The organism is Streptomyces sp. NPDC086787, from assembly GCF_044745865.1.
Classification (GTDB): Bacteria; Actinomycetota; Actinomycetes; order Streptomycetales; family Streptomycetaceae; genus Streptomyces.
In genome coordinates this window covers 382,258-403,883 of the sequence record NZ_JBIVBC010000001.1, presented here as the reverse complement: position 1 = coordinate 403,883, position 21,626 = coordinate 382,258, and the positions used below count along the sequence as shown (strand labels likewise).

Annotated in this window: 15 protein-coding genes; 3 read left to right on the top strand and 12 right to left on the bottom strand. The window is 71.6% G+C overall.

The annotated features are described in order from the left end of the window. Positions 1 to 4: 4 nt before the first annotated feature. From ACIPK3_RS01755 to ACIPK3_RS01710, 10 genes are all read right to left on the bottom strand, one after another. Entirely contained in the window at positions 5 to 1,687 is a 1,683-nt protein-coding gene (locus tag ACIPK3_RS01755) for a glycosyltransferase family 2 protein (protein ID WP_402565671.1), read from the bottom strand. Then, positions 1,684 to 3,267, bottom strand: coding sequence for a glycosyltransferase family 4 protein (locus ACIPK3_RS01750; protein WP_402565669.1), 1,584 nt, complete (start codon positions 3,265 to 3,267; stop codon positions 1,684 to 1,686). The genes ACIPK3_RS01755 and ACIPK3_RS01750 overlap by 4 nt, the downstream gene beginning before the upstream one ends. Positions 3,268 to 3,287: 20 nt before the next feature. Beyond that, positions 3,288 to 5,876 (bottom strand): glycosyltransferase family 4 protein, encoded by a 2,589-nt coding sequence (locus tag ACIPK3_RS01745; protein ID WP_402565667.1) that lies wholly within the window; start codon positions 5,874 to 5,876, stop codon positions 3,288 to 3,290. An 81-nt stretch (positions 5,877 to 5,957) separates the two neighbouring features. Further along, positions 5,958 to 6,974: a Gfo/Idh/MocA family protein gene (locus tag ACIPK3_RS01740; RefSeq protein WP_402565665.1), complete on the bottom strand. Its 1,017-nt coding sequence runs from the start codon at positions 6,972 to 6,974 to the stop codon at positions 5,958 to 5,960. After that, on the bottom strand, positions 6,971 to 8,086 hold the full coding sequence (locus tag ACIPK3_RS01735; RefSeq protein WP_402565663.1) for a DegT/DnrJ/EryC1/StrS family aminotransferase: 1,116 nt from the start codon (positions 8,084 to 8,086) through the stop codon (positions 6,971 to 6,973). The genes ACIPK3_RS01740 and ACIPK3_RS01735 overlap by 4 nt, the downstream gene beginning before the upstream one ends. Before the next feature lie 459 nt (positions 8,087 to 8,545). Then, positions 8,546 to 12,712, bottom strand: a complete 4,167-nt coding sequence (locus tag ACIPK3_RS01730) for an Rne/Rng family ribonuclease (protein ID WP_402565661.1) — start codon at positions 12,710 to 12,712, stop codon at positions 8,546 to 8,548. A gap of 263 nt (positions 12,713 to 12,975) precedes the next feature. Next, the gene (locus tag ACIPK3_RS01725; protein WP_402565659.1) at positions 12,976 to 13,776 is read right to left on the bottom strand and encodes a TIGR03936 family radical SAM-associated protein; all 801 of its coding nucleotides are present in this window, start codon (positions 13,774 to 13,776) and stop codon (positions 12,976 to 12,978) included. Between the two features lie 47 nt (positions 13,777 to 13,823). After that, complete coding sequence (locus ACIPK3_RS01720) at positions 13,824 to 14,942, bottom strand: hypothetical protein (RefSeq protein WP_402565658.1); 1,119 nt, start codon at positions 14,940 to 14,942, stop codon at positions 13,824 to 13,826. Positions 14,943 to 15,024: 82 nt separating this feature from the next. Continuing rightward, positions 15,025 to 15,654 (bottom strand): hypothetical protein, encoded by a 630-nt coding sequence (locus ACIPK3_RS01715; RefSeq protein ID WP_402565656.1) that lies wholly within the window; start codon positions 15,652 to 15,654, stop codon positions 15,025 to 15,027. A 72-nt stretch (positions 15,655 to 15,726) separates the two neighbouring features. Further along, positions 15,727 to 17,205: an alpha/beta hydrolase gene (locus ACIPK3_RS01710; RefSeq protein WP_402565654.1), complete on the bottom strand. Its 1,479-nt coding sequence runs from the start codon at positions 17,203 to 17,205 to the stop codon at positions 15,727 to 15,729. Between the two features lie 65 nt (positions 17,206 to 17,270). Between ACIPK3_RS01710 and ACIPK3_RS01705 the strand changes: the two genes are divergently transcribed. After that, positions 17,271 to 18,197 (top strand): MerR family transcriptional regulator, encoded by a 927-nt coding sequence (locus tag ACIPK3_RS01705; RefSeq protein ID WP_402565653.1) that lies wholly within the window; start codon positions 17,271 to 17,273, stop codon positions 18,195 to 18,197. Positions 18,198 to 18,201: 4 nt separating this feature from the next. Here the strand turns inward: ACIPK3_RS01705 and ACIPK3_RS01700 are convergent, their stop codons facing one another. Both ACIPK3_RS01700 and ACIPK3_RS01695 read right to left on the bottom strand, forming a co-directional pair. Then, positions 18,202 to 18,921, bottom strand: a complete 720-nt coding sequence (locus tag ACIPK3_RS01700; protein ID WP_402565651.1) for a DUF2637 domain-containing protein — start codon at positions 18,919 to 18,921, stop codon at positions 18,202 to 18,204. A gap of 24 nt (positions 18,922 to 18,945) precedes the next feature. After that, positions 18,946 to 19,149 carry a hypothetical protein gene (locus ACIPK3_RS01695; protein WP_402565649.1) on the bottom strand — a complete coding sequence of 68 codons (204 nt, stop codon included), beginning with the start codon at positions 19,147 to 19,149 and terminating at the stop codon, positions 18,946 to 18,948. 240 nt (positions 19,150 to 19,389) lie between these two features. On the opposite strand from ACIPK3_RS01695, the gene ACIPK3_RS01690 reads away from it, so the two are divergent. Both ACIPK3_RS01690 and ACIPK3_RS01685 read left to right on the top strand, forming a co-directional pair. Next, on the top strand, positions 19,390 to 19,974 hold the full coding sequence (locus ACIPK3_RS01690; protein ID WP_402565648.1) for a TerD family protein: 585 nt from the start codon (positions 19,390 to 19,392) through the stop codon (positions 19,972 to 19,974). A gap of 127 nt (positions 19,975 to 20,101) precedes the next feature. Then, positions 20,102 to 21,622, top strand: coding sequence for an FAD-binding oxidoreductase (locus tag ACIPK3_RS01685; RefSeq protein WP_402565646.1), 1,521 nt, complete (start codon positions 20,102 to 20,104; stop codon positions 21,620 to 21,622). Positions 21,623 to 21,626 lie beyond the last annotated feature (4 nt).

Sequence of the window (21,626 nt, the reverse complement as noted above, 5' to 3'; positions counted from 1 at the left end):
GCTACTACTTCCTCTTGAGGCGCTTGAGGCCGCGGACGAGTTTCCTCCTGAGGCCACCGGCGAGTCGGGCACTCACCGGGGAGACCAATGTTCCCACCCGGGAAACCAGTGACGGCTTGGGCGGGTGCATCGGGGCCGTGTCGATCACCACACGGCCCTTGGAGTTCACGAGGGCCGACACCCGGTACGGGTCGGCCTCGGAGCCCCACTTGCGGGCCAGCGGCATGGGCTTGCCCTTGCCGCGTACGGGGATCTCGTAGGTCGAGCCGGCCACGTCCAGGTATACGCGCAGGCCTCGCTTGGCGGTATGCCGGTCCAGCGGGACGCGGGCGTGCAGCACGGTGGCCGCCCCGTCGTCCGCGGGTTCCGTCGTGAGGGTGCCCTCCGGGTCCGGCAGGGTGGTTCCGGCCGGCAGCCTCCTGGCGCCCGCCTTGTCCGCCGACTTGGGCATGGCCTTCTTGGCGAGCCGCAGGGCGGCGCCGGTCACGTCGCCCACGACGGGCACCCGGACGGAGGCCGTGTAGGTGATCTCCTCGCCCTCCTGCTCCCAGGCCGAGGCGAGCAGCTCGGTGCCCTGGAAGAGCCGGCCGGGGACCGATTCGCCGATCAGTTCGAAGCAGCGGTCGGGCAGGCTGATCCGCGGGTCCCGGAAACCGGGGTAGCCGGCGTAGGCGCGCTCGCCCTCGACGACGAACGGCGGTGTCCCGTTCGCCTTCTCCGAGGTGATCGCCTCGCACAGCTCCTCGATCGCGCCGGACCTGGCCAGGCAGATGCGCACCCGGCGCTTGACGTCCATGGCGTCGCGGATGCCGTCCGTGAAGTAGGTGTCCGCGAGCCGGGCGATGCCCGCGCAGATCTCCCGCTGGAGTTCCCCGTCCAGGTCGGGGAAGTCGTCCTGGACGAGCTTGGCCAGTTCCCAGGTGAAGTGCCGGCGCAGGACGGCGTCGCGCTCCGGGCCGGGCTCGATGAGACCGGCGGTGAAGTCCATGATCTCCGCCGTGCACCGCAGCCGTGCCAGGTGGTCGGCGCGGTAGGTGATGTTGCCGGCGTCGCCGCGCTTGACCGCGTAGTAGCAGGTGTAGTCCGCCAGCACCGAGATCTTGCGGGCTCGCACGCAGGCCTCGATGGTGAACGGCTGGTCGCTGCCCACCGGCAGGTGCTCGGGGAAGCGCAGCTTGTGCTGCTCGACCAGTTCCCGCCGGAACAGCTTGGTGTTGGCGAGGGTGAAGGGCAGCGCGGAGTCGATCAGCCGGACGTCCGGGTCGTTCTTCTTGTACAGGGCCTGGTGGACGTAGCGGCCGTTGGTGCCCTCCATCTTGCCGACCACGACGTCGGACCCGTGCTTGTCGGCACAGGCCACCATGCGCTTGAGCGCCTCCTTGCCGAGGTAGTCGTCGGAGCCGATGAAGTAGACGTACCGGCCCGTGGCGACCTCCAGTGCCCGGTTGCTGGGCGCCGCCGGACCTCCGGAGTTGGCCTGGTGGATCACCTTGAGGGTGCCGGGGTACCGCTCGGCGAAGCGGTCGAGTTCCCGGCCGCTGTCGTCGGTGGACCCGTCGTCCACCGCGACGATCTCCAGCCGGTCCAGTCCTATGCTCTGTCCGACGAGTGACTCGAGGCACTGCGTCAGGTACGGCATGGTGTTGTACACCGCGACGACAACGCTGACGTCGGGAGGCGCACTCATGATCTCTCCTTCGGGATCCCCCGGACCAGACGGGTGTAGAGCGCGTCCAGGACTTCGGCCTGCGCTTCCCAGGTCCAGGTGTCGAGCAGCCCCGGCTTGTCGTAGGCGGCCTTGTACTTGTCCGGGTCGGCGAGCACGGCCTTGATGGCGCGTACGAGGTCGTCGACGTCCTCGGCCCGGCAGATCTCGCCCTGACCCGTGGAACGGGTCGTCTCGGACATGGTCTTGACATCGCTCACGACCAGCGGCAGCCGGGCGTGCGAGTACTCGAAGAACTTCGTGATCAGCGCGATCTCGTGGTTCGGCCAGTGGTGGATGGGGATGCAGCCCGCGTCCGCCGCGGCCAGGAAGCGCACGACCTGCCAGTGCTTGACGTAGGGGACGGCGTGCAGCCGGTCCCCGACGCCGAGCTCCTGCGCGCGGCGCAGCAGACCCTGGATGTAGGCCGCCGCCGGGGACGGGACGACGAACGCCATGTGGACGCCGTCCAGCTTCGGCAGTGCTTCCACCATGTCGCCGAGGCCGCGCTGCGGGCCGGGCGAGCCGCTGTAGACGACCAGCGGTACGTCCGGGCCGATCCCGCACAGCTCGCGCAGGTCCGGCTCCGGCTCGGCGTCCTCGTTCGCCGGGTCCCGCTCCACGGGACGGTCGGGCGCGTTGAGCACCGTGACCGGCTGCTCCTTGAGCCCGTGCCGCTCCCGCAGCAGGTCGGCCAGCCCCTCGGAGACGGTGACCACGGCGTCGGCGTACGGGGCGTACTCGCTCTCGTGCGCCGTGTTGCCGGGGATCCAGTGGGCGTTGTCCTCCCACGGCCGTACGCCGGGCAGGAACTCGTGCGCGTCCCAGACCAGCTTGACCGAGCGGCCCGCGGCACGTGCCCGTACGGTCGCGCGGGCGCCCACTCCGAGCATCCGGAAGTCGTTGGCGTGAATGAGATCCGGCTTGAGGGCGTCTATCTCGGCGCCGTACGTCAGCTCGTAGTCCCACAGCACGGGTTCGAGGCGGCGCCAGGCCCGCTTGCCCTTGACGCCCTTCCACACGGCGGTGAAGGCACGGTCGAGCGGACCGCGCAGGGCGCGGCCCGCCTTCTGCGCCTGGCTGGTCTGGCGGGCGCGGAAGCCGACCCACTTCTGAAGGAACTTGGAGACCGGGCCGGCCACCGTCAGACGGAGCTTCTCGCCCTTACGGAACAGCGGGGAGCCGACGGCGGCGGGAGCCACTCTGAGGGCCGCCCGCCGGGTGGCCAGGTCCGCCCGCCACGCCTTGACCCACTGTCGGCGGTAGGCCGACATCGGGCCCGGCGGGTAGGCGAACGGACGGCGCAGCAGCGAGCGGTGCCGCTCGGCATGCCGCTTGGACAGCGGGGTCTTCAGCGGCAGCAGCCGGACCTCGGCGTCCCCGAGCTTCCAGGTGCGCCCGCGACCGGACCGCACGAGACCGAGCAGCACCACGTCCCAGCCGGCCGCCGCGGCGGACTCGGCGGCCTTCTGCACCCGCGAGTCGCCCTCGACCTTGTTGTCGACCAGCATGACGACACGGCCCTTGGTCGGGCGGGACGCGTCGGCGCTCTGCGCTTCCATCAAAAGCCTTTCTGAACCGGTCACTTCAGGAAATCGCTCAGGACCTGGGCGGTCCAGCTTCCGTCGTGGTAGGTGCGGGCGAACTCGACGGACCGCTCGCCGATCCGTGCCGTGCCCTCCCGGTCGGCGACGAGGGACCGGATGACTTCCTGGAGGGTGTCCGGGGTGGCGTTGACGATGGGCAGGGCCCCGTCCGTCGCGGCCTTCACTCCGTCGCTGATGTAGGCGACGACGGGCTTGCCCGCGGCCATCGCCTCCACCGCGAACGTGCCGTAGCTACCGGTCGTGAACTGGTCGAGCACCAGGTCGCAGCTCTGCACCAGCTCCCGCATCCGGGCCCACGGGATGCCCTCGGCGAGCTTGAACTCGATGAGGCCCGCGTCGTGCAGTTCGGTGAGCACCGGCATGATCCGGTCCGTGCCCTTGGTCCACCGCTTCGACGGGGCGTGCAGGACCAGCGGGCGCTCGCGCTCCATGACCGGACGATCGGTGGCCCAGGCCGCGACGTCCACGACCAGCGGCGCCCAGGTGGCGGTCGGCAGGTCTTCGAGGAGGTCCGGCGTGGTGACGAACAGCGGCAGTCCCGCCTCCGTCGCGATCCGCTTGTTCCGCTCGGCCTTCGCCTGGAGCTTCGGGGCGATGCCCTTGGGGGCGTCGTGGAAGAGCGAGAACGCGTGGCGTTCCATGTGACGGGCCGGGTGACGGATCTCGCTGCCGTGGGCGAGCAGCGCGACCTTGATCCCCGCCTGCTTGAGCGCGTCCAGATCACCGGCCACGGACGGGCCGTTGAGAAGACCGAAGACGGGCATGAAGGCGTCGACCAGGAGATGCGTGTAGCGGCCGACGATCCGCTCCACCTGCTGGAGCTGGACACCCAGCTCACCCAGCCGGGTCGCGTCCACGTACACGTCGGCCGGGTAGTCGAAGGACTGCGGCTGCTTGTTCATCACGACTTCGACCGACACGTCCGGGTTGACGCGCGTGATCGCCTGGGCGTACGCGGCTCCCTGACCGGCGTAGTTGGCCGGGCCGAGGCCCAGCCTGATGCGGGTCTCGGCGAGCCTTCGCCACGTCGGCTGACCGTCGGAGCCGACGTTCTCCACGGTCCGCACGGCGTCGGGGGTCTCCTGCACGGTCCAGGAGACCTCCGGCCGGGGGCCGGGCGGGGTCTTCTTCGACAGCTCGCGGTACAGCTGGAGCAGCTTGCCGCTCTGCGCCTCCCAGGAGAGGTCCGTGCGGACGTCCTCCGTGATCGCCGCGGCGAGCTTCTCGCGGTTGTCCATGGCCAGCGCGGCGGCCGCGGCGAAGGTCTTCGGGTCGTCCCAGGTCCACACCTCGCCCAGGCCGTGCTCCTCGACGTAGGCCTTGATGACCTTGACGTCGCTCGTCACCAGCGGCAGCCCCGCCTGGAGGTACTCGGAGACCTTCGTGGGCAGCGACACCTCGCAGTTGGGCACACGCCTGAAGGGGGTGAGGCCGAGGTCGGCGGACGAGAGGTAGTCGGCGACCTCGTGCTGCGGCACGTAGGGCACCAGGTGGATCCGGTCGCGCACCCCGCGGGACTCGGCCCGCGCGAGCAGTTCCTCCAGCAGCGGCGTGGTCCGGCCCACCACCAGCGCGAGATGGAAGCCGGGGAGCTCGGGCAGACCGTCGATGACGGCGTCCACCCCGCGCTCGGGGCCGATCCAGCCCGAGTAGACCATCAGCGGCGTCTCGCTGCTGAGGCCGCACGCCTCACGGACCGACGCGGCGGACCGGCCCGCACCGATCACCTCACGGACCGGCGAGTTGCCCACGACCAGCGGCAGTTCGGCGAGCCTGTGGTCGTCCCGCAGGAACTCCGCCATCTGCGTGGAGACGGTGACGACGGCATCGGCACGGCCGATGAACTCGGCCTCCAGGGCGGGCAGCGCGGAAGCCTGGCGGGCGTTGGGCCACTCGACGCCCTTGACGTACTCGTGCGCGTCGTAGAGCCAGGCGCACTTGCGGCCCTGGGCCCGCATCCGGGCGGCGCTGAGCGCCGCGGTGGCGATCATCGTGACGTCGTTGGCGTGGATGACGTCCGGCTCGATCTCCTCCAGCACGGGACCGAACGCGAGATCGAGATCGACGATCTGCGGCCAGTCGCGGCGCCAGTCGCCGACCGGGGCCGGGTCCTTGGGCCTGCGCCGCTGCTCCCACTTGAACGCCCGGACCCGCAGCCGGTGCGCGGACCGGCGGGCCCGCAGCAGCGCCTTGAGGGACGTACGGCGCGGAGCACCGGCCCAGTTGCTCTCGGCGGACTTCTGACGCACCCAGGCGCGGTAGGCCGCCGTGTAGCTCTTCAGAGCCGCCTGGTCCTGGAGGTGGAACTGGGTCGCGACCGCTCGCAAGGGGTGTGCCTTGCGAGCGTTCACGCCACGCCGGTAATCCGTACGTACCGGTACCCGGATCACGTCGATCGGGCCCATCTTCGACCGCTGGACACGCTTGGTGTCACTGCGGCCGATCAGGGTCACGTCCCAGCCGTCTCGCGCCGCCGCGACCGCGGTCTTCTGGACGCGGGAGTCACCCGTGATGCCGTTGGCGACGATGACCGCGAGCCTCGGCCTGCGGGCAGGGGATTCCATTGTTTGTTTTCCTCCGGATGGAACAGGAATTCCGCCCCCTGCGGGCAAGGGGGCCGGGGACTGCGACGTGCGTCTGGATGGTCAGACGGTTTCGAGGCTGTCCCGGTTCAGCAGGACGGTGCTGCCGTCCTTCGCCGACTCCAGCACCGCCGCCGCCACCTCGACCGTCCGCATGCCCTGGCGCAGGGTGCAGATGTCGGCGGGCTGGCCGAGCACGGCGTCACGGAACAGCTCGTGCTCCACCAGCAGCGGCTCACGCTTCGGTATGGCGTAGCGGATCATGTCGCCCTCGGCGACACCCCGGAAGGCCTGGAGCGCCTCCCACTCCGTCTCCACCGCGGCGTTGGAGTGGAACGTCAGGTCGGCGGTGAGGGTGTCGGCGATGAAGCAGCCGCGCTCGCCGGTGACCGAGGTGAAGCGCTCCTTGAGCGGGCTCAGCCAGTTGACCAGGTGGTTGACCATGGTGCCGTCGTCGAGCGTGCCCACCGCGGAGACCATGTCCTCGTGCGAGCGCCCGCTCTTGGAGACGGTGTGGGCGGCGATGGACGTGTACGTGCGTCCCGTCACCCAGCCGGTGAGGTCGATGTCGTGGGTGGCGAGGTCCTTGACCACGCCGACGTCCGCGATGCGGTGCGGGAAGGGACCCTGGCGGCGGGTGACGACCTGGTAGACGTCGCCGAGCTCGCCGGCCTCCAGACGGGCCCGCAGGGAGCGCAGCGCCGGGTTGCAGCGCTCGATGTGGCCGACGCCGGCCACCAGGCCGCGCGCCTCGAAGGCCTCGACCAGACGGCGGGCGCCCTCCACGGTGTCGGCGACCGGCTTCTCGATCAGCGCGCAGACGTCGGCCTCGGCGAGGCGGAGACCGACCTCCTCGTGCAGACCGGTCGGGCAGGCCACGACCGTGTAGTCGACACCCAGCTCGATGAGCTCGTCGACGGTGTTCAGGACGGGCGCGCCCTGCGCGGCTCCGTACTTGTCGCCCATCGGGTCGACGACGCCGACGAGGTCGACGCCCTCCAGACCGGACAGGACTCGGGCGTGGTGACGCCCCATGGAACCGAGGCCGACCAGGCCGGCCCGCAGCCGCTTCCCGCTCACAGCTGCTCTCCCAGGGTGTTGACAACGGACACGATGCGCTCCAGATCGTTCTGGGACAGGCCCGGGTGGACGGGCAGCGACACCACTTCGGCGGCGGCGCGCTCGGTCTCGGGCAGGTCCCAGGTGCGGCCGGCCTTCTGGTCCGGCTCCCAGTACGGCCGGAGCCGGTGGATCGGGGTGGGGTAGTACACGGCGTTGCCGATGCCGGCCTCGGTCAGGCGGGCCATCGCTGCGTCCCGGTCGCCCTGGATGCGCACGGTGTACTGGTGGAAGACGTGCCGGGCGCCCTCCGCCGTCTTCGGCGTGATCACGTTCGGTGCGGTGATGTGCGCGCTCAGGTACGTGGCGTTGGCGATGCGCTTCTCGGTCCAGCCGTCGAGCTTGCCACGCTGCACCCGGCCGACCGCGGCGGCGACGTCCGTCATGCGCATGTTGGCGCCGACGATCTCGTTGGCGTAGCGCTGCTCCATGCCCTGGTTGCGCAGCAGGCGCAGGGTGCGGGCGAGCTCGGCGTCGGCGGTGCTGACCATGCCGCCCTCAAGGCTGTGCATGTTCTTGGTCGGGTAGAAGCTGAACGTGCCCGCCGCGCCGAAGGCGCCGACCGGGGTGCCGTGCAGCGCGGCCGCGTGCGCCTGGCAGGCGTCCTCCACGACGGCCAGTCCGTGCTGCTCGGCGATCGCCATGATGCGGTCCATGGCGGCGGGGTGGCCGTAGAGGTGGACCGGCATGATCGCCGCGGTGCGGGGCGTGATGGCGGCTTCGACGGCGGCCGGGTCGAGGCAGAAGGTGTCGGGCTCGACGTCGGCGAAGATCACGTCGGCGCCGACGAGCCGCACGGCGTTGGCCGAGGCGGCGAAGGAGAACGACGGCACGATGACCTCGTCGCCCGGACCGAGTCCGAGGCCGAGCAGGGTCAGGTGCAGCGCGGAGGTGCCGGAGTTGACCGCGACACAGTGCCGCTGGTCCACCAGATCGGAGAACTCCGCCTCGAATGCGGCCACCTCGGGCCCCTGGACGACGCGGCCGCTGCGCAGGACGCGTACGGCGGCGTCGATCTCCTCCTGATCGATCACAGGGTGGGCAGCGGGTATCGGCTCGTGGGCGTCGGTCATCGACGTCCCCCCTCTTTCCTTGGTGGCCCGCTCGTGCGTACCACTTACTTGAGTAGGGACGGGACGGGTGCTCGCGCGGTTGTCCGCATCCCCCTGACGCACGCGGACCTCTCCACACAACTAGGTCTCTGCGTGATGGCAGCTGATGTGCGGACCGGGAGGACACGCGCACACGAAGACTGCGGCTCGGCGCACGGATCTCCAGTGGCCGAGCCTTCGCCAGGTTACCAGCGCGGGCAAATGATTTTGCCTCAGGGTTACCACAGTGATACCTCAGCTCGCACCAACTTCGTCACACCAGAAACATGACGTAAGGACTTGGTGAAGCTCCGCGAAACTCAGGGAAAACACAGCGCCAACACAGCTATAACGCAGCTTCGGCGGACTTGAGCCGCGCGGGACACCGTGAGTCACCGGTGTCCCGCGCGGTCCGTGTGCGGCCCGAAGGACGCGGTCGGGTCAGTCCTCCGTGGAGGTGCTCCGCGCCGCGGCCGTCTTCTTCGCCGTCGACTTGGCGGCGGCCGTCTTGGTGGTCTTCGCCACCTTCTTGGCCGTCGTCTTCTTGGCCGCGACCGTCTTCTTGGCCGCGGTCTTCTTGGTGGTGGCGGCCTTCTTCGCCGTGGCCTTCTTGGCGGTCTTGCGAGCCGCCTTCTTGGCCGGAGCGGCTTCCTCGGCGGCCTCGGCCGGCTCGGCCGGCTCGGCCGTGGGTGCCTCGTCCGCCGTGGCCGACGACACGACCACGACGGCCGCCTCCTCGGACGCGGTGGGCGCGGTGGCCTTGCGCACGGCACGGCGGCGCGGGCGGGCCGGGGCGGCACTCTCTGCGGGCGCCTCCTCGGCCGGGGCCACGGCCGCGGCCTGCTCCGCCGGAGCCGTCTCGGCCACCGGGGCCGCGGCCTCGGTGACGGTCACCACAGTCGACTCGGCGCCCTCGGGGGAACCGGCCGGCGCCGACACCTTCCGGGTGGCGCGACGGCGCGTACGGCCCTTGGGAGCGGCCTCCTCCGCCAGGGGCGCGGCGACCACCGCGTCCTCGACGGCGGTGGGCTCGGCGAGCACCTCGGCGGCGGTCTCCTGCCGCACCGGCAGCGCGGCCTCCTCGGCGGCCGTGACGGCCTGTGCGGTGGGCGCCTCGACGGGCTCCGCCGCGGCCTTCCGCCTGGGCGAGCCCGCCGGAGCGGACGCGCGACGGCTCACCCGGCGGCGGCTACGGCCCCGGGAGGCTGCGGCCTCCGCCTCGGCGACGCTGCTGTACAGCTCCTCGTCCGCCGAGAAGTCGGGCGAGGGCAGCGCCACCGGCGCGGCGGCCTCGGCCGTGACCTCGGCCACGGTCTCCTCGTCGCTGTCGGCCTCCTGCTCGGCGGTCTCGACGGGCTCGCCGACGACACCCTCGTGGGCCTCGTGCTCGTGCACGTGCCCGTCGCCGCCGCGTCCGCGCTTCTTGCGCTTGCCGCCGCCGCCCCCGACGGAGACCGGCTGCTCCATGTGCACGATCACACCGCGACCGTTGCAGTGGACGCAGGTCTCCGAGAAGGACTCCAGCAGCCCCTGCCCGACCCGCTTGCGGGTCATCTGCACCAGACCCAGCGAGGTCACCTCGGCGACCTGGTGCTTCGTACGGTCACGGCCCAGGCACTCCAGGAGACGCCGCAGGACGAGGTCCCGGTTGGACTCCAGGACCATGTCGATGAAGTCGATGACGATGATGCCGCCGAGGTCGCGCAGCCGCAGCTGACGGACGATCTCCTCTGCCGCCTCCAGGTTGTTCCTGGTGACGGTCTCCTCGAGGTTGCCGCCCTGGCCGGTGAACTTGCCGGTGTTGACGTCGACGACGACCATCGCCTCGGTCCGGTCGATCACCAGCGAACCGCCGCTGGGCAGCCAGACCTTGCGGTCCAACGCCTTGGCGAGCTGCTCGTCGATCCGGTAGGTGGCGAAGGCGTCGACCTCGGAGGTCCACTTCGACAGCCGGTCGGCCAGATCCGGCGCGACGTGCGAGACATAGCCGTGGACGGTCTCCCATGCCTCGTCACCGCTGACGATGACCTTGGAGAAGTCCTCGTTGAAGATGTCGCGCACGACCCGGACGGTCATGTCCGGCTCGCCGTAGAGCAGCGACGGCGCGTTCGAGCTGCCGCCGTTCTTCGACTTCTTCTGGATGTCCTCCCACTGCGCCTGGAGCCGTTCGACGTCGCGGCGCAGCTCGTCCTCGCTGGCGCCCTCGGCGGCGGTGCGCACGATGACGCCCGCGTCGTCGGGGACGATCTTCTTGAGGATGGTCTTCAGCCGGGCGCGCTCGGTGTCGGGCAGCTTGCGGCTGATGCCGGTCATGGAGCCCTCGGGGACGTACACGAGGTAGCGGCCCGGGAGGGAGACCTGGCTGGTCAGGCGGGCGCCCTTGTGACCGATCGGGTCCTTGGTCACCTGGACGAGCACGGACTGGCCGGACTTCAGGGCGGACTCGATACGGCGCGGGCCGTTCGCCATGCCCAGCGCCTCGAAGTTGACCTCACCGGCGTAGAGGACGGCGTTGCGGCCCTTGCCGATGTCGATGAACGCGGCCTCCATCGACGGCAGCACGTTCTGGACCTTGCCCAGGTAGACGTTGCCGACGTACGAGGTCGACTGCTCCTTGTTGACGTAGTGCTCGACGAGCACGCCGTCCTCCATGACGCCGATCTGCGTGCGGTCGCCGTTCTGGCGGACGACCATCACGCGCTCGACGGCCTCACGGCGGGCGAGGAACTCGGCCTCAGTGATGATCGGCACACGCCGGCGGCCCTGCTCACGGCCCTCGCGGCGGCGCTGCTTCTTGGCCTCCAGACGGGTCGAGCCCTTGATGGACTGCACCTCGTCGGACGGCTCGCTGGGCTTGCGGGGCTCACGGACCTTGACGACCGTGCGCTCCGGGTCGCCGTCACCGGGTTCGGCTTCGCCGGAGGAGTCACCGGCGCGGCGACGACGGCGACGGCGACGGCGGCTGCTGGAGGAACCGCCGGACTCGGCGTGCGCGTCGTCGGCGTCCTCCTCCTCCTGCTCGGCGGTGTCCTCGGCGTCCTGCGCGGCCTGCTCGGCGGCGGCCTCGTCGGAGTCGGCGTCACCGGACTCGCCGTCGGCGGCGTCACCACGGCGGCGACGGCGGCCACCACGGCGGCGGCGACGGCGCGAACCGGAATCCTCCGATTCCTCGGCCTCCTCGGTGTCCTCGCCGTCGGCGAGGTCTTCGGCGGATTCCGGGTCCTCCGGCTCCTCGGCCTGTTCGGTCTCGACCTCGGCGGGGGTCGCGGCGACCTTGGCCTCCGGCTCCTCGCTCTGACCTGCGGCGCGGCGACGACGACGGCGACCCTTGCCGGTCTGCTCCTCCGGGAGCTCCGCGGGCTCGCTGGGCTCCTCGGCGACGGCCGCCTCTGCGGCGGCTTCGGCGGCGGCCCGCTCCGGCGTCTGGAACTTGGGCTCGGCGAACACGGGGGCCTGGAACACGGCCACGGCGGGCCGCGACGGGCGGCGCGACTCGCTCTCCGGGGCCTCGGCGGCGGGCTGCCGCTGCCGGGAGGTCTGGCGTGCGGGCTCGGAGAATCCGGCGGCGGCCTGTCGTACGACCCGACGGCGGCTACGGCGCGGGGCCGCGTCCTCGGCGGTGTCGGCGGCCTCGGTGCTCTCCACGGGGGCCTCGGGGGCCTGCTCCACGGCGGGGGCCGCGGGGGCCTCCTCGGCGGCGGGAGCACCGGCGGGCGCGGAGACCCGGCGGGTCGCCCGTCGGCGCGTACGACGCCCGGCGTCCTCGGCGGCGGCCTCGCTGGTCTCGGGGACCTGGGCGGGGGCGGGCTCCGGGGCCTCGGCGACGGCCTCCACGGCACCGGCGGTCTCGACGACCTCGGCTTCCGCGGCCTTCGGGCCGCCGGTCGGCGCGGAGGCACGGCGGGTCGCGCGACGACGCGGACGAGCGGCGGGCGCGGGCTCCGCCGCTACCTCTACCTCGGTCTCGGCTTCGGTCTCGGCGGTGAGGGCCTCCGCAGCCGGGACAACCGTCTCGGCGGCCTCAGCGGCCGCGGGCGCACCGGCGGGCGCCGAGGCACGGCGCGCCGCACGACGACGCGGACGGGCGGCGGGCGCGGCCTCACTGGTCTGGGCCTCGGCGGCGGGCGCATCCGGGGCATCGGCCGCGGCAACGGTCTCGGTCACCTCGGCGGCGGGCGCGGGCGCACCGGCGGGCGCGGTGGTACGGCGGGTCGCGCGACGACGCGGACGAGCGGCGGGCGCGGCCTCTGCCGCTACCTCGGTCTCGGCCTCAGCAGGAGCCTCGGCAGCGGCCGCGACGACCGTCTCGGTGGCCTCAGCGGCCGCGGGCGCACCGGCGGGCGCCGAGGCGCGACGCGTCGCACGACGACGCGGACGGGCGGCGGGAGCCGCCGTGGCTTCGGTCTGCTCCTCGGTCTCCGACGCGACGTCGGTGACCTCCGCGGCCGGTATGGCCGGCACGGTGACCTCGGTCGAGGCCTCGCCCTCGACAGGCGGACCCGCCGGGCGGGACGCGGCACGGCGCCGCTTACGCGGCGGCAGTGTGTCGCTGGGAGTGTTCAGTTCGGAGTCCGTGACGGACTCTGCGGATTCGGTCGGTTCGAGCATGCGGGCGTTTCTCCCGTCAGGCTCCCGGGCGCCGCGCCTGGTCCGGCGCCGACCGGTTGGGGTCGGCAGCCGTTGACGTCCGCGGCCCGCGCGATGCGCGATGGCCGCCGTCCGGGGCGCGGGCGCCGCACGGGAGCTCTCTGTGTCCTGTCTCGCCGGTTCCGTACGCCTTGTCGCTTACGGCCTGGCGAAAGTCTGCTGGGCGGTGCGCTGCCCGACCCAGGTGGCTCCCGAGTACGAGGGCGACGCTACGACGCCCGCCCCTACGCGGAACCTTCCGGCACCGGCGCCGTCGCGGCGGCAGTCGCGGCGGCCGGTTGCGGCGCGGTCGCTGCTGCCTCGCGGTCGGGCGCGAGCGGGTCGGTCACCGTGCCGGTCTCTTCATCGAACAGCCCCTGCGCCAGCCTGGTCACCGCTGCGGGGACCGGCGGCGCCAGGTCGGCCACGGCGCGGAGACCGGACAGGACGTCGTCGGGTCGTACGGCAGGCGTCACGTGCCGAACAACCAGCCGCAGTATCGCACAGGGCTGGTCGGTCGGCCTATCAGCCTGCGAACTGTGCGTTTCCACGTTCCGCAGGCTCTCGAGGTTCACGACGGCGGAACGGGCGTCGAAAGTACGGACGCCGTTCTTTGTCATGCGCTGCACTTCGACGGTCTCGGCCTTGTCGAAGGCCTCGGCCGCGCGCTCGGCGTCGACCGGGTCGACACCGTCCAGCCGCAGCTCCCACACGGAGGCGGTCAGCCGGTCGGCGAGTCCCGAGGTCCTCGCCTCGACCGCGTCGATGATGTCGAGCCCGGGGGGCATCGACTCGTCGAGGAGGGCGCGCAGCGTCTCCGGGTCGCGGACCGCGGTGAGCGCGATCTCCAGGTACTCCGCCTCGCTGCCGGTGCCGGTGGGTGCGGCATTGGCGTACGACACCTTCGGGTGCGGTGTGAACCCCGCCGAGTAGGCCATCGGCACCTCGGCGCGGCGCAGCGCGCGCTCGAAAGCACGCTGGAAGTCACGGTGGCTGGTGAACCGGAGGCGGCCGCGCTTGGTGTAGCGCAGTCGGATGCGCTGCACCGCCGGTGCGGGCGGCGGGCCTTCGGGCTGTCGCTTGCCCAGTTTCTTCAGTCCTTAGTGAGTGCCGTCGTACTCCTGTCAAGAGTACGTGTCCCACGGCCCACAGGTTCCCGCCGGGCCTCCCCGAACAGCGCCCGCCGGATGTCCGCCCGGGTCTGCCGTACCGTCTCGCGCGCGGCGGCCAGCACCTGCCGGACGGACCGGCCCACGGCACGCGCGACCTCGGCGGCGGGCCGCAGCACGGCGTCCCGGACGAAGTGCCCGACCGGGGTGAGCACGGTCCGGTACACCCACCGCGACGGCTCCACCAGGAACCACCGGAAGGTCCACCGGAAGAGGGTCCCGAGGAACCGTCCGACGACCAGCGCGATCCGTCCGGCCACCCGCCAGGCGTGCCCGAGCGCCGCCCCCACCTCGCGCGCCACGACGGCCACGACCCGGCCGACGGGCACCAGCACCCAGCGGTACAGGGCGAGGGCGGGCAGGACGAGAAGGACGCGCGCGGTCCAGTACAGAACGGCGCCGATCCCGGTGATGACGGCTCCCACGAACCAGGCGAGCGCCCGTCCGGCGGGCGCGAGGACCCATGTGTACAGCCATCGCGCGGGTACGACGACGAGGTACCGCGCCAGCCACGCGCAGACGGTGTACAAGCCGAGACCGACGGCGGCGAGCAGCAGCCCGGCGCCCCTCAGCAGCCATGCGACGCCCCGCCCGGCCGGCGTGAGCACCCGCGCGTACAGCCACCGCAGCCCGGCCCCGACCCGGCGCGCCAGCCACGCGACGCCGTGCCCGGCCGGGGTCAGCACATACCGGTACAGCCGGCCGAGCGGCACGACCGTGAGCATGTACCCGAGCCACCCGAGCGCCTTCGCGAGCGGTACGACGACATGGCGCCACAGCGCCACGAGCGGCCGCACGAGGACCGCTCGGGCGGCCCACAGCAGCGCCCGCCCGAGCGGCGTCAGCACCGTGCCGGTCAGGAACCGGCCCACCGCGACGAGCGCGTCCCATGCCATCCGGACCGGCAGGACCAGGACGAGGGCGACTATCCGGACGGGCAGGCGGATCGCGACGACGAGACACCCATCGGCCTGCCCCACGGACTGCCCGGCGGGCGGCCCGGCGGAGTGCGGCGGCGGGGCTGGCGGCTTGTCGAGGTCCATACCCGCACAGACGCTCCGAACCCCCGTATGGATGCGGTGGACGGCGGTGGGCTGCGGTGGGGGCTGCTGGTACGGCGGCCGCCTATGCCGCCGCACGTGCCTTGTACGACTCTTTGTACGACTCCGGATACCGCTCCGTGAATTTGATCACACCGACCAGCAGGACGACCGGGATGACCCAGTTGAACCAGTCGTCCAGGGAGGGGACACGGATGGCCAGCCAGGTCGAGACGGCCATGAGGGCGAAGACCGCGCCCCATGCCGCGGTCAGTACCTGGTTGATGTGCTTGAAGACGGGCGAGTCCCACAGGTGGCGGGGTGTCCGCTCGCGTGCGTACTGGGCCGTGAAGGGATCGGCGAGCAGTGATCCGAGTGCCACGACGGCGATGACCGCGTTCGAGATGACCTGGGCGTATGTCTCCAGCCACAGCAGCTCGGAGCGGTCCAGGGCGAGCGCGAGGACCGAGATCACGGCGAAGAACACGATGCCGACCATGTCGAGGACGTAGAGCCTGCCGCGGAGGATGTCGCGCCCGGACAGCAGGATCGCGGCGACCAGCGCGGCCAGTGCCGCGTACTTCCAGGTGCTGGGGCTCGCGACGACCCCGAAGATGATCCAGGGCGCGAAGGACAGGAACACCCCTCCCGCTCCGCCGCCGGACTTCCCGGCCGGGGCGTCCGTCACGTCCGTGGGTGTCGGCTGCTGGTCCATGTCCCCAGCGTGCCGGGCTCACGGCCCTCCCGCACTCCGTCTGGGCGCCCTGTAGTCGGCCAGGTCCTGTCGTCACGCCCGGAGGCGGGCCGCCACCGTGCGTACGGCCTGCAGCACGGCCTCGCGGGACTCTTCGCCGGGGTTGTGGATCTCGAAGCCATGGACGCCGTGCGGGACGTCGATGATCTCGACGGGGGCCTTCGCCTCCGCCGCCGCGGTCACGAACTTCTCGACGGTCGCGGCGATCTGCGGTGCCTCCCGGCCCGCCCGGGTGAGCACGACGGGCGGTGGCGTCCGGCCGTCGGCGGGGAACGCGCGGGCCGGGAAGAAGCGGTCTCCGATCGCGCCCCAGCCCGTGAGCGGCTCCAGGAACGGGTAGGTGAGGGCGAGTACCCGCAGCCAGTCGGGGGCGGCGGCGATCCAGTCCGCGGCGAGCAGCCCTCCCCCGGAGAAGAACCACAGGGCGATGCGCTCCGGATCCACCCGGGGGTCGGCCCGCAGCAGTTCGACGCCCTCGGCCACGTCGTCCGCCGCTCGCGCGTAGTCGGTGATGCCGTGCAGCCGGTGTTCCACGACGGCGCCGACCACACCCAGGCTCGCGGCGAGGCGGGCGTACCCGAGGAAGAACGGCGAGTCGCGCGGCCCGGGTTCGCGGTCTCGCGGGACCGGGCCGCCGTGCACGAACAGCACCGCGGGCAGTGGCCCGGCCGCCGCTTCCGGCAGGTGCAGGTCCAGCCGTCCGTTGCGCACCCGGGGCAGCTCCGGGACGTCGAGGAGGAAGGGCGGCGGGACTGCCCGGTCCTCTTCGGGCGGGGTCAGGCGCCGGCCCTCGCCCGCCGCCGCACGGATCAGCACCGCGGCCAGTTCGTCCGGGCAGGAGAGCATCGGCCAGTGCCCGGTGGCCAGTTCGAAGAAGCCCACGCGCGGGTCGGCCAGCCCGCGCAGCTGCGGTGGGCCGTTGCGGACCATCATCTCGACCGTGTCGATGGTCACGCCGCCCGCCGTGCACAGGATCCCGCTGGTCGGCACATGGGCGGCGGCGCCCGTCAGCCGGAGCGGCTGGGTCAGGGTCCGCGGCGGCTGCGGTGCGGCCAGGCTGCTCAGCAGCCGAAGTCGCTCCGCCGACAGCCCTTCCGTGCTGCCCCAGCGCTGCCACTCCTGCGGTCCGGGCGCCGGGACCGGCCCGGGTTCGCCCGCCGTGTCGAGGAGTTGGTGCACGGCGGGGTCGGGCACCAGGGCCAGCGCCGTGTCGCCGTCCTGCGGCAGCCCGGCGTCCAGATACACGACGCGGGCGGTCCGCCCGGGGCGCCGGTCGGCCGCGCCGAGCACCGGGTGGATGGCGTAGTCGTGGCCGACCAGCACCACTTCGGGCATGTCGAGGGAGTCGATCACCGCGACCACGTCGTCCACATGCGTCTGAAGGCCGGCTCCCGCCCGCCCGCTCAGCGTCACGGGATACGCCTGCGCTCCCGCGTCCCGCAGCGGGCCGGTCACCTCGTTCCAGACCCTGGCGTCGGTGAACGGTCCGGAGACCAGGATGAATACGGACATGTGAGCCTCCTGGGGCGAGTTCGTCCCGGGTAACCTAGGAACTCCCCCTGAGGGAGGTTCAACTCTTGTCCGCAGACGGCCCCTTGAGCATCGGCGAGCTCGCCGCGCAGGCGCGGTCCACGGTCAAGACGGTCCGCTTCTACTCCGACCGGGGTCTGCTGCCCGAGGCCGCCCGCAGCGGCGGCGGCCACCGTCTCTACGGCCCCGAGGCACCGGCCCGGCTGCGCACCATCCGTTCGCTGCGCTCCCTGGGCGTGTCCGTCCCGGAGATCGGGCGGCTGCTGGACTCGGCGGACACGGAGGAGCCCGCGGACACGGCGGACTCGCTGGAGGCGGTGCTGGCCCGTCGGCTGGACGAGGTCGGCGGCGAACTCGCCGCACTGCGCTGGCGGGAGGCCGCGCTGCGGGCGCTGCACGAGGGTGCCCCGGAAGGGCTGGTGGAGCGACTGGAGCTGATCGGCGCGGTCAGCGTGCCGCCGAGCACGTCCGCGCTCGCGCACTACTGGCGCCGTCTGCTGCCGGTACGGCTGTCCGCGCGCCTGCGTTCCGCCGTGACCGAGGCGGCCGTACCGCCGCCGCCCACCGATCCGTCCCCGGACCAGGTCCTCGCGTTCGCCCGGCTGCACGCGCTGGTGGCGGACGCCACCGACGGCTGCCTGGCATCCCACCGGCCCGCCACCGCCGCCCACCCGGACCTGCTCTACGACGGCCTGCACGAGGCCTATCAGCTGGTGGCGGCGGCCTTGCGGACGGGCGGCGCACCCGGTCCCGGGGAGGCGCTCGACTGTTATGTGGCCGCGCACGCCCGCGCCCTGGACGGCCGGGACGACCCGGCGTTCCGCCGCGCCCTCGCCGCCCGCACGGCCGAGGCGGACCACCCGGTCATGGCCCGCTACTGGCAGCTGGCCGGGCAGTTGACGCCCGAGCCCACGCTGGGCGCGGCGGACCGCTGGCTGCGCGAGGCGCTCGCCGCGAGTACGGCGACCGCCTGAGCGCTCAGTGCTCCGGGCCCCGTGACGAGTGCGCGGCATGCCGGGGCCGGGACCGGGAAGAAACCTGGCCGACGAGTTCCCAGAAACACACCAGCGCGGTGATCGGCGGGAGTCCGACCATCACATAGGCCAGGGGGGAATGCGAGGCATGGCTGACGGACAGCGCCACCGCCATGGCCGAGGCGGTCAGCATGACGCACCACGACCGCCAGGTCCTGCGCCGTTGCACGGTGGCCCGCACGATGGACAGCGCCGCCACGAACCACGGGCCGTACACCATCAGCGGCCACCAGCGCGCCAGTTCCGGGGGGAGCACGGACGAGGCGATGCCGTGCAACTGGCCGTAGGAATAGGCGATGGACCAGCCCAGCATGCAGGCCGCGCACACCAGGATCGCCGCGATCAGGAGCGTGACGTGCAGGGCCCGCCCGCCGCCGTCGAGGAGTTGGGACTCCGCCCGCAGCCGTCGCCGCCCGCTGCGGTGGTCCGGCCGGGGGGCCGGTTCGTGCACAGGCTCCGGGACGGGCGCGGTGGCGAGCATCTGCGCCAGTTCCTCGTCCAGGTCCCAGTTCCTGGGTGTTTCGTCCTGCCAGACCTGCCCGTTCCAGGGCTGCTGCGTCGCGAAGCCGAGTGTGTCGTAGGACGACTGGCGCACCGTGTCCTGATCGGTCCTCAGGGCATACTGAAGGTCATAGAAAACTTCGTCGTCGTAGTTCCTGTCCATTCCGGAAAGCCTCCGCCCCGTCGCTCAGGATGTTCCGTCCAGGGCATGGGACACAGGCGTGTTCGGGACCCCGCCGGCGCTGCCGTACCGCTCCCGCATCACACTCATGTACTCGCTCTCCAGCTTCCGGATGCTGTCCAGGAAGTCACCGAGGACATCCGAGTAGTACCCGCGGCCAGCGCCTCCGCCGGCCGACGCGTGCTCCTCGGCATACGGCATCTGGTCCATGGATCCGCACCCCTCTCTCCCCGCACGTGTGCCTGTCACGGTCACTTAACGAGCGCCATCGGGGGCCCGGTGTCCGGCATTCGGGGAATCACGTCACCCGGAAGAGTTGTCCCGGCCTCCGATGACAACATTTAATGGGCGCAGGTATGAAATAAAGCGTGCCTGAACCATGCCGGAATCACAGGGGCGTTCGGAAGAATCGCGCACCGGCAGTCCCGTCACCCAGAGGATGAATCACGCATGATCACGCTCACGAAGGAAGACGGCCCGGCCGACCTGGACGGGGTCACCCACCTGTCCATCGGGGTGTCGTGGGACCCCACCTCCGGCTCCAGTGGCGGGGTGATGGGCATGCTCCGCCGCAAGCAGGGCACCGACCTGGACCTGATCGCCGTCGCGATGCACGGCGCGGAGCCGGTGCGCCTCGCCGGGCTCGACTCCCTCGATCCGATGGGCAACAGCTCGCTTGTGCACAGTGGTGACAACCAGACCGGGCACGGTGAGGGCGACGACGAGACCATCACCGTCGAGTTCGCGCGGATACCGAGCCAGGTCACGTCGATCGTGTTCATCGCCGCCGCCTACAAGAAGGGAAGCTCCTTCCAGGCCGCCCGGAACATCAGCTTCAAGGTGTACGACGCGACCGGCGGCAGCACCCAGCAGGTCGCCGACATCTGGCCGAGCCTGCTCAGCAACGACAACGGCTGCGCCGTGGCCAAGGCCATGCGGGTCGGCAACAGCTGGAAGCTCGAAGTGATCAACACGACCGGGAAGATCAAGCAGGGTGACGAGCACGCCCTGATGCGCTTCGCCATCAGCAAGTAACCGACTCCGCGGGGCCCCGTGCGCTGGTACTCACGCGCACGGGGCCCTGCGCGTGTCGGACAACACCGTCATGATCGTCTTGCTACTGTGCGCCTCGCCGAAACCTCAACAAAAGAGGACATACAGCATGCACGACTTCTCTCGTCGCGGCCTCTTCAAGGCGACGGCGGCGGCCGGCGCGGGCGCGGTCGTCGTCCCGGGTGTGACAGTCGCGGAGGCCCCGGGCGCAAGCGCCACGAGCCTCGGTGGAGGCGGAGGCGGTGGCGGCGGTGGAGGCGGTGGGAAGTGCCCGCCGGCCCAGCTGACCGGCCGCATCGTCCGCCCCGACAGCGCCGACTACACGGACGCGCGGCTCGGCTGGGACCAGCTCTTCAGCCACTACCCGCTGGTCATCGTCTTCGCCCAGAACGCCCAGGACGTCGTCAACGCCCTGACGTGGGCGCGGCAGAACGATGTCGCGGTGCGGGTGCGGAGCGGCCGCCACAGCCTTGAGGGCTGGTCGAACATCGACAACGGCATCGTGATCGACATCAGCGAACTGAAGTCGGTCCACATCGACGCCGACTCGCGTCTGGTGACGGTCGGTGCCGGCCTCAGCCAGCTGGAAGCGGTGACCACCCTCGCGGAACACGACCTCGCGGTGACCACCGGGACGGAAGGCACCGTGGGCCTCGCCGGAGCGACGCTGGGCGGCGGCTTCGGCTTCCTCACCCGCTGGCTCGGCATGGCCTGCGACAGTCTGGTGGGAGCCGAGGTCGTCGTCGCGTCGGGTGACGAGTGCGCCAAGGTCATCAAGGTCGACTCCCGGAACAACTCGGAGCTGCTCTGGGCGCTTCGCGGGGCCGGAAACGGCAACTTCGGCATCGTCACCTCGTTCACCTTCAAGGCCGCGCCGCTGAAGAGCGTCACCTATCTGCAGGCGACCTGGGACGGCCTCGGCGACCTGCACGGGGTGTTCGACGCCTGGCAGCGCACGGCGCCGGTCTCCGAGGACCGCCTGGGAACCCAGCTGGAGATCCACCGGACCCAGATTCTGCTGTTCGCGGTGCTCGCGGAGGGCACACCCGCGGAGATCGAGGAACTGCTGGCCCCGATCCTGTCGATCGGCAGTCCTCAGGTCTCGGTACAGGTGGGCAACTGGGGCGAGGTGTACGCGGGATTCCAGATTCCCACCGAGGAAGAACCCGCGAACTGGAAATTCTTCTCGCAGTTCACCAGAAAGCCTTTCCCGAGCGCGGCGATCGACGTCATCGCGTCCTTCATGCAGAACGCGCCGACCGACGACAGCAACTTCTTCACCCAGGCATTCGGCGGGGCGGTCAGGCGAGCCCCGCGCGGCGGCACCGCGTTCCCGCACCGCGACGCGCTCTTCTACTCCGAGCCCGGTGCCGGCTGGGGAACACGCAGCACACAGCCCGGCGTCTGCGACCCGCTCACCCCGCAGGCCCAGGCCTGGATCGCCGAGTTCAGCCAGGCCCTGCGGCCCTATGTGCACGGTGCCTATGTCAACGTGCCCAACATCGGCATGCAGGACTGGGAAACCGCCTACTGGGGAGACAACTTCGACCGCCTCCGCAAGATCAAGGCGAAGTACGACCCCCAGAACGTCTTCCAGTACGAGCAGAGCATCCCGCCGGCGTTCTGCTGACCGG

What these genes read in the sequence shown, in the direction of transcription:
- ACIPK3_RS01730 (WP_402565661.1), bottom strand. Translation starts at nt 12,712, where the DNA reads ATGCTCGAACCGACCGAATCCGCAGAGTCCGTCACGGACTCCGAACTG.
- ACIPK3_RS01720 (WP_402565658.1), bottom strand. Translation starts at nt 14,942, where the DNA reads ATGGACCTCGACAAGCCGCCAGCCCCGCCGCCGCACTCCGCCGGGCCG.
- ACIPK3_RS01755 (WP_402565671.1), bottom strand. Translation starts at nt 1,687, where the DNA reads ATGAGTGCGCCTCCCGACGTCAGCGTTGTCGTCGCGGTGTACAACACC.
- ACIPK3_RS01735 (WP_402565663.1), bottom strand. Translation starts at nt 8,086, where the DNA reads ATGACCGACGCCCACGAGCCGATACCCGCTGCCCACCCTGTGATCGAT.
- ACIPK3_RS01745 (WP_402565667.1), bottom strand. Translation starts at nt 5,876, where the DNA reads ATGGAATCCCCTGCCCGCAGGCCGAGGCTCGCGGTCATCGTCGCCAAC.
- ACIPK3_RS01695 (WP_402565649.1), bottom strand. Translation starts at nt 19,149, where the DNA reads ATGGACCAGATGCCGTATGCCGAGGAGCACGCGTCGGCCGGCGGAGGC.
- ACIPK3_RS01750 (WP_402565669.1), bottom strand. Translation starts at nt 3,267, where the DNA reads ATGGAAGCGCAGAGCGCCGACGCGTCCCGCCCGACCAAGGGCCGTGTC.
- ACIPK3_RS01700 (WP_402565651.1), bottom strand. Translation starts at nt 18,921, where the DNA reads ATGGACAGGAACTACGACGACGAAGTTTTCTATGACCTTCAGTATGCC.
- ACIPK3_RS01690 (WP_402565648.1), top strand. Translation starts at nt 19,390, where the DNA reads ATGATCACGCTCACGAAGGAAGACGGCCCGGCCGACCTGGACGGGGTC.
- ACIPK3_RS01710 (WP_402565654.1), bottom strand. Translation starts at nt 17,205, where the DNA reads ATGTCCGTATTCATCCTGGTCTCCGGACCGTTCACCGACGCCAGGGTC.
- ACIPK3_RS01715 (WP_402565656.1), bottom strand. Translation starts at nt 15,654, where the DNA reads ATGGACCAGCAGCCGACACCCACGGACGTGACGGACGCCCCGGCCGGG.
- ACIPK3_RS01685 (WP_402565646.1), top strand. Translation starts at nt 20,102, where the DNA reads ATGCACGACTTCTCTCGTCGCGGCCTCTTCAAGGCGACGGCGGCGGCC.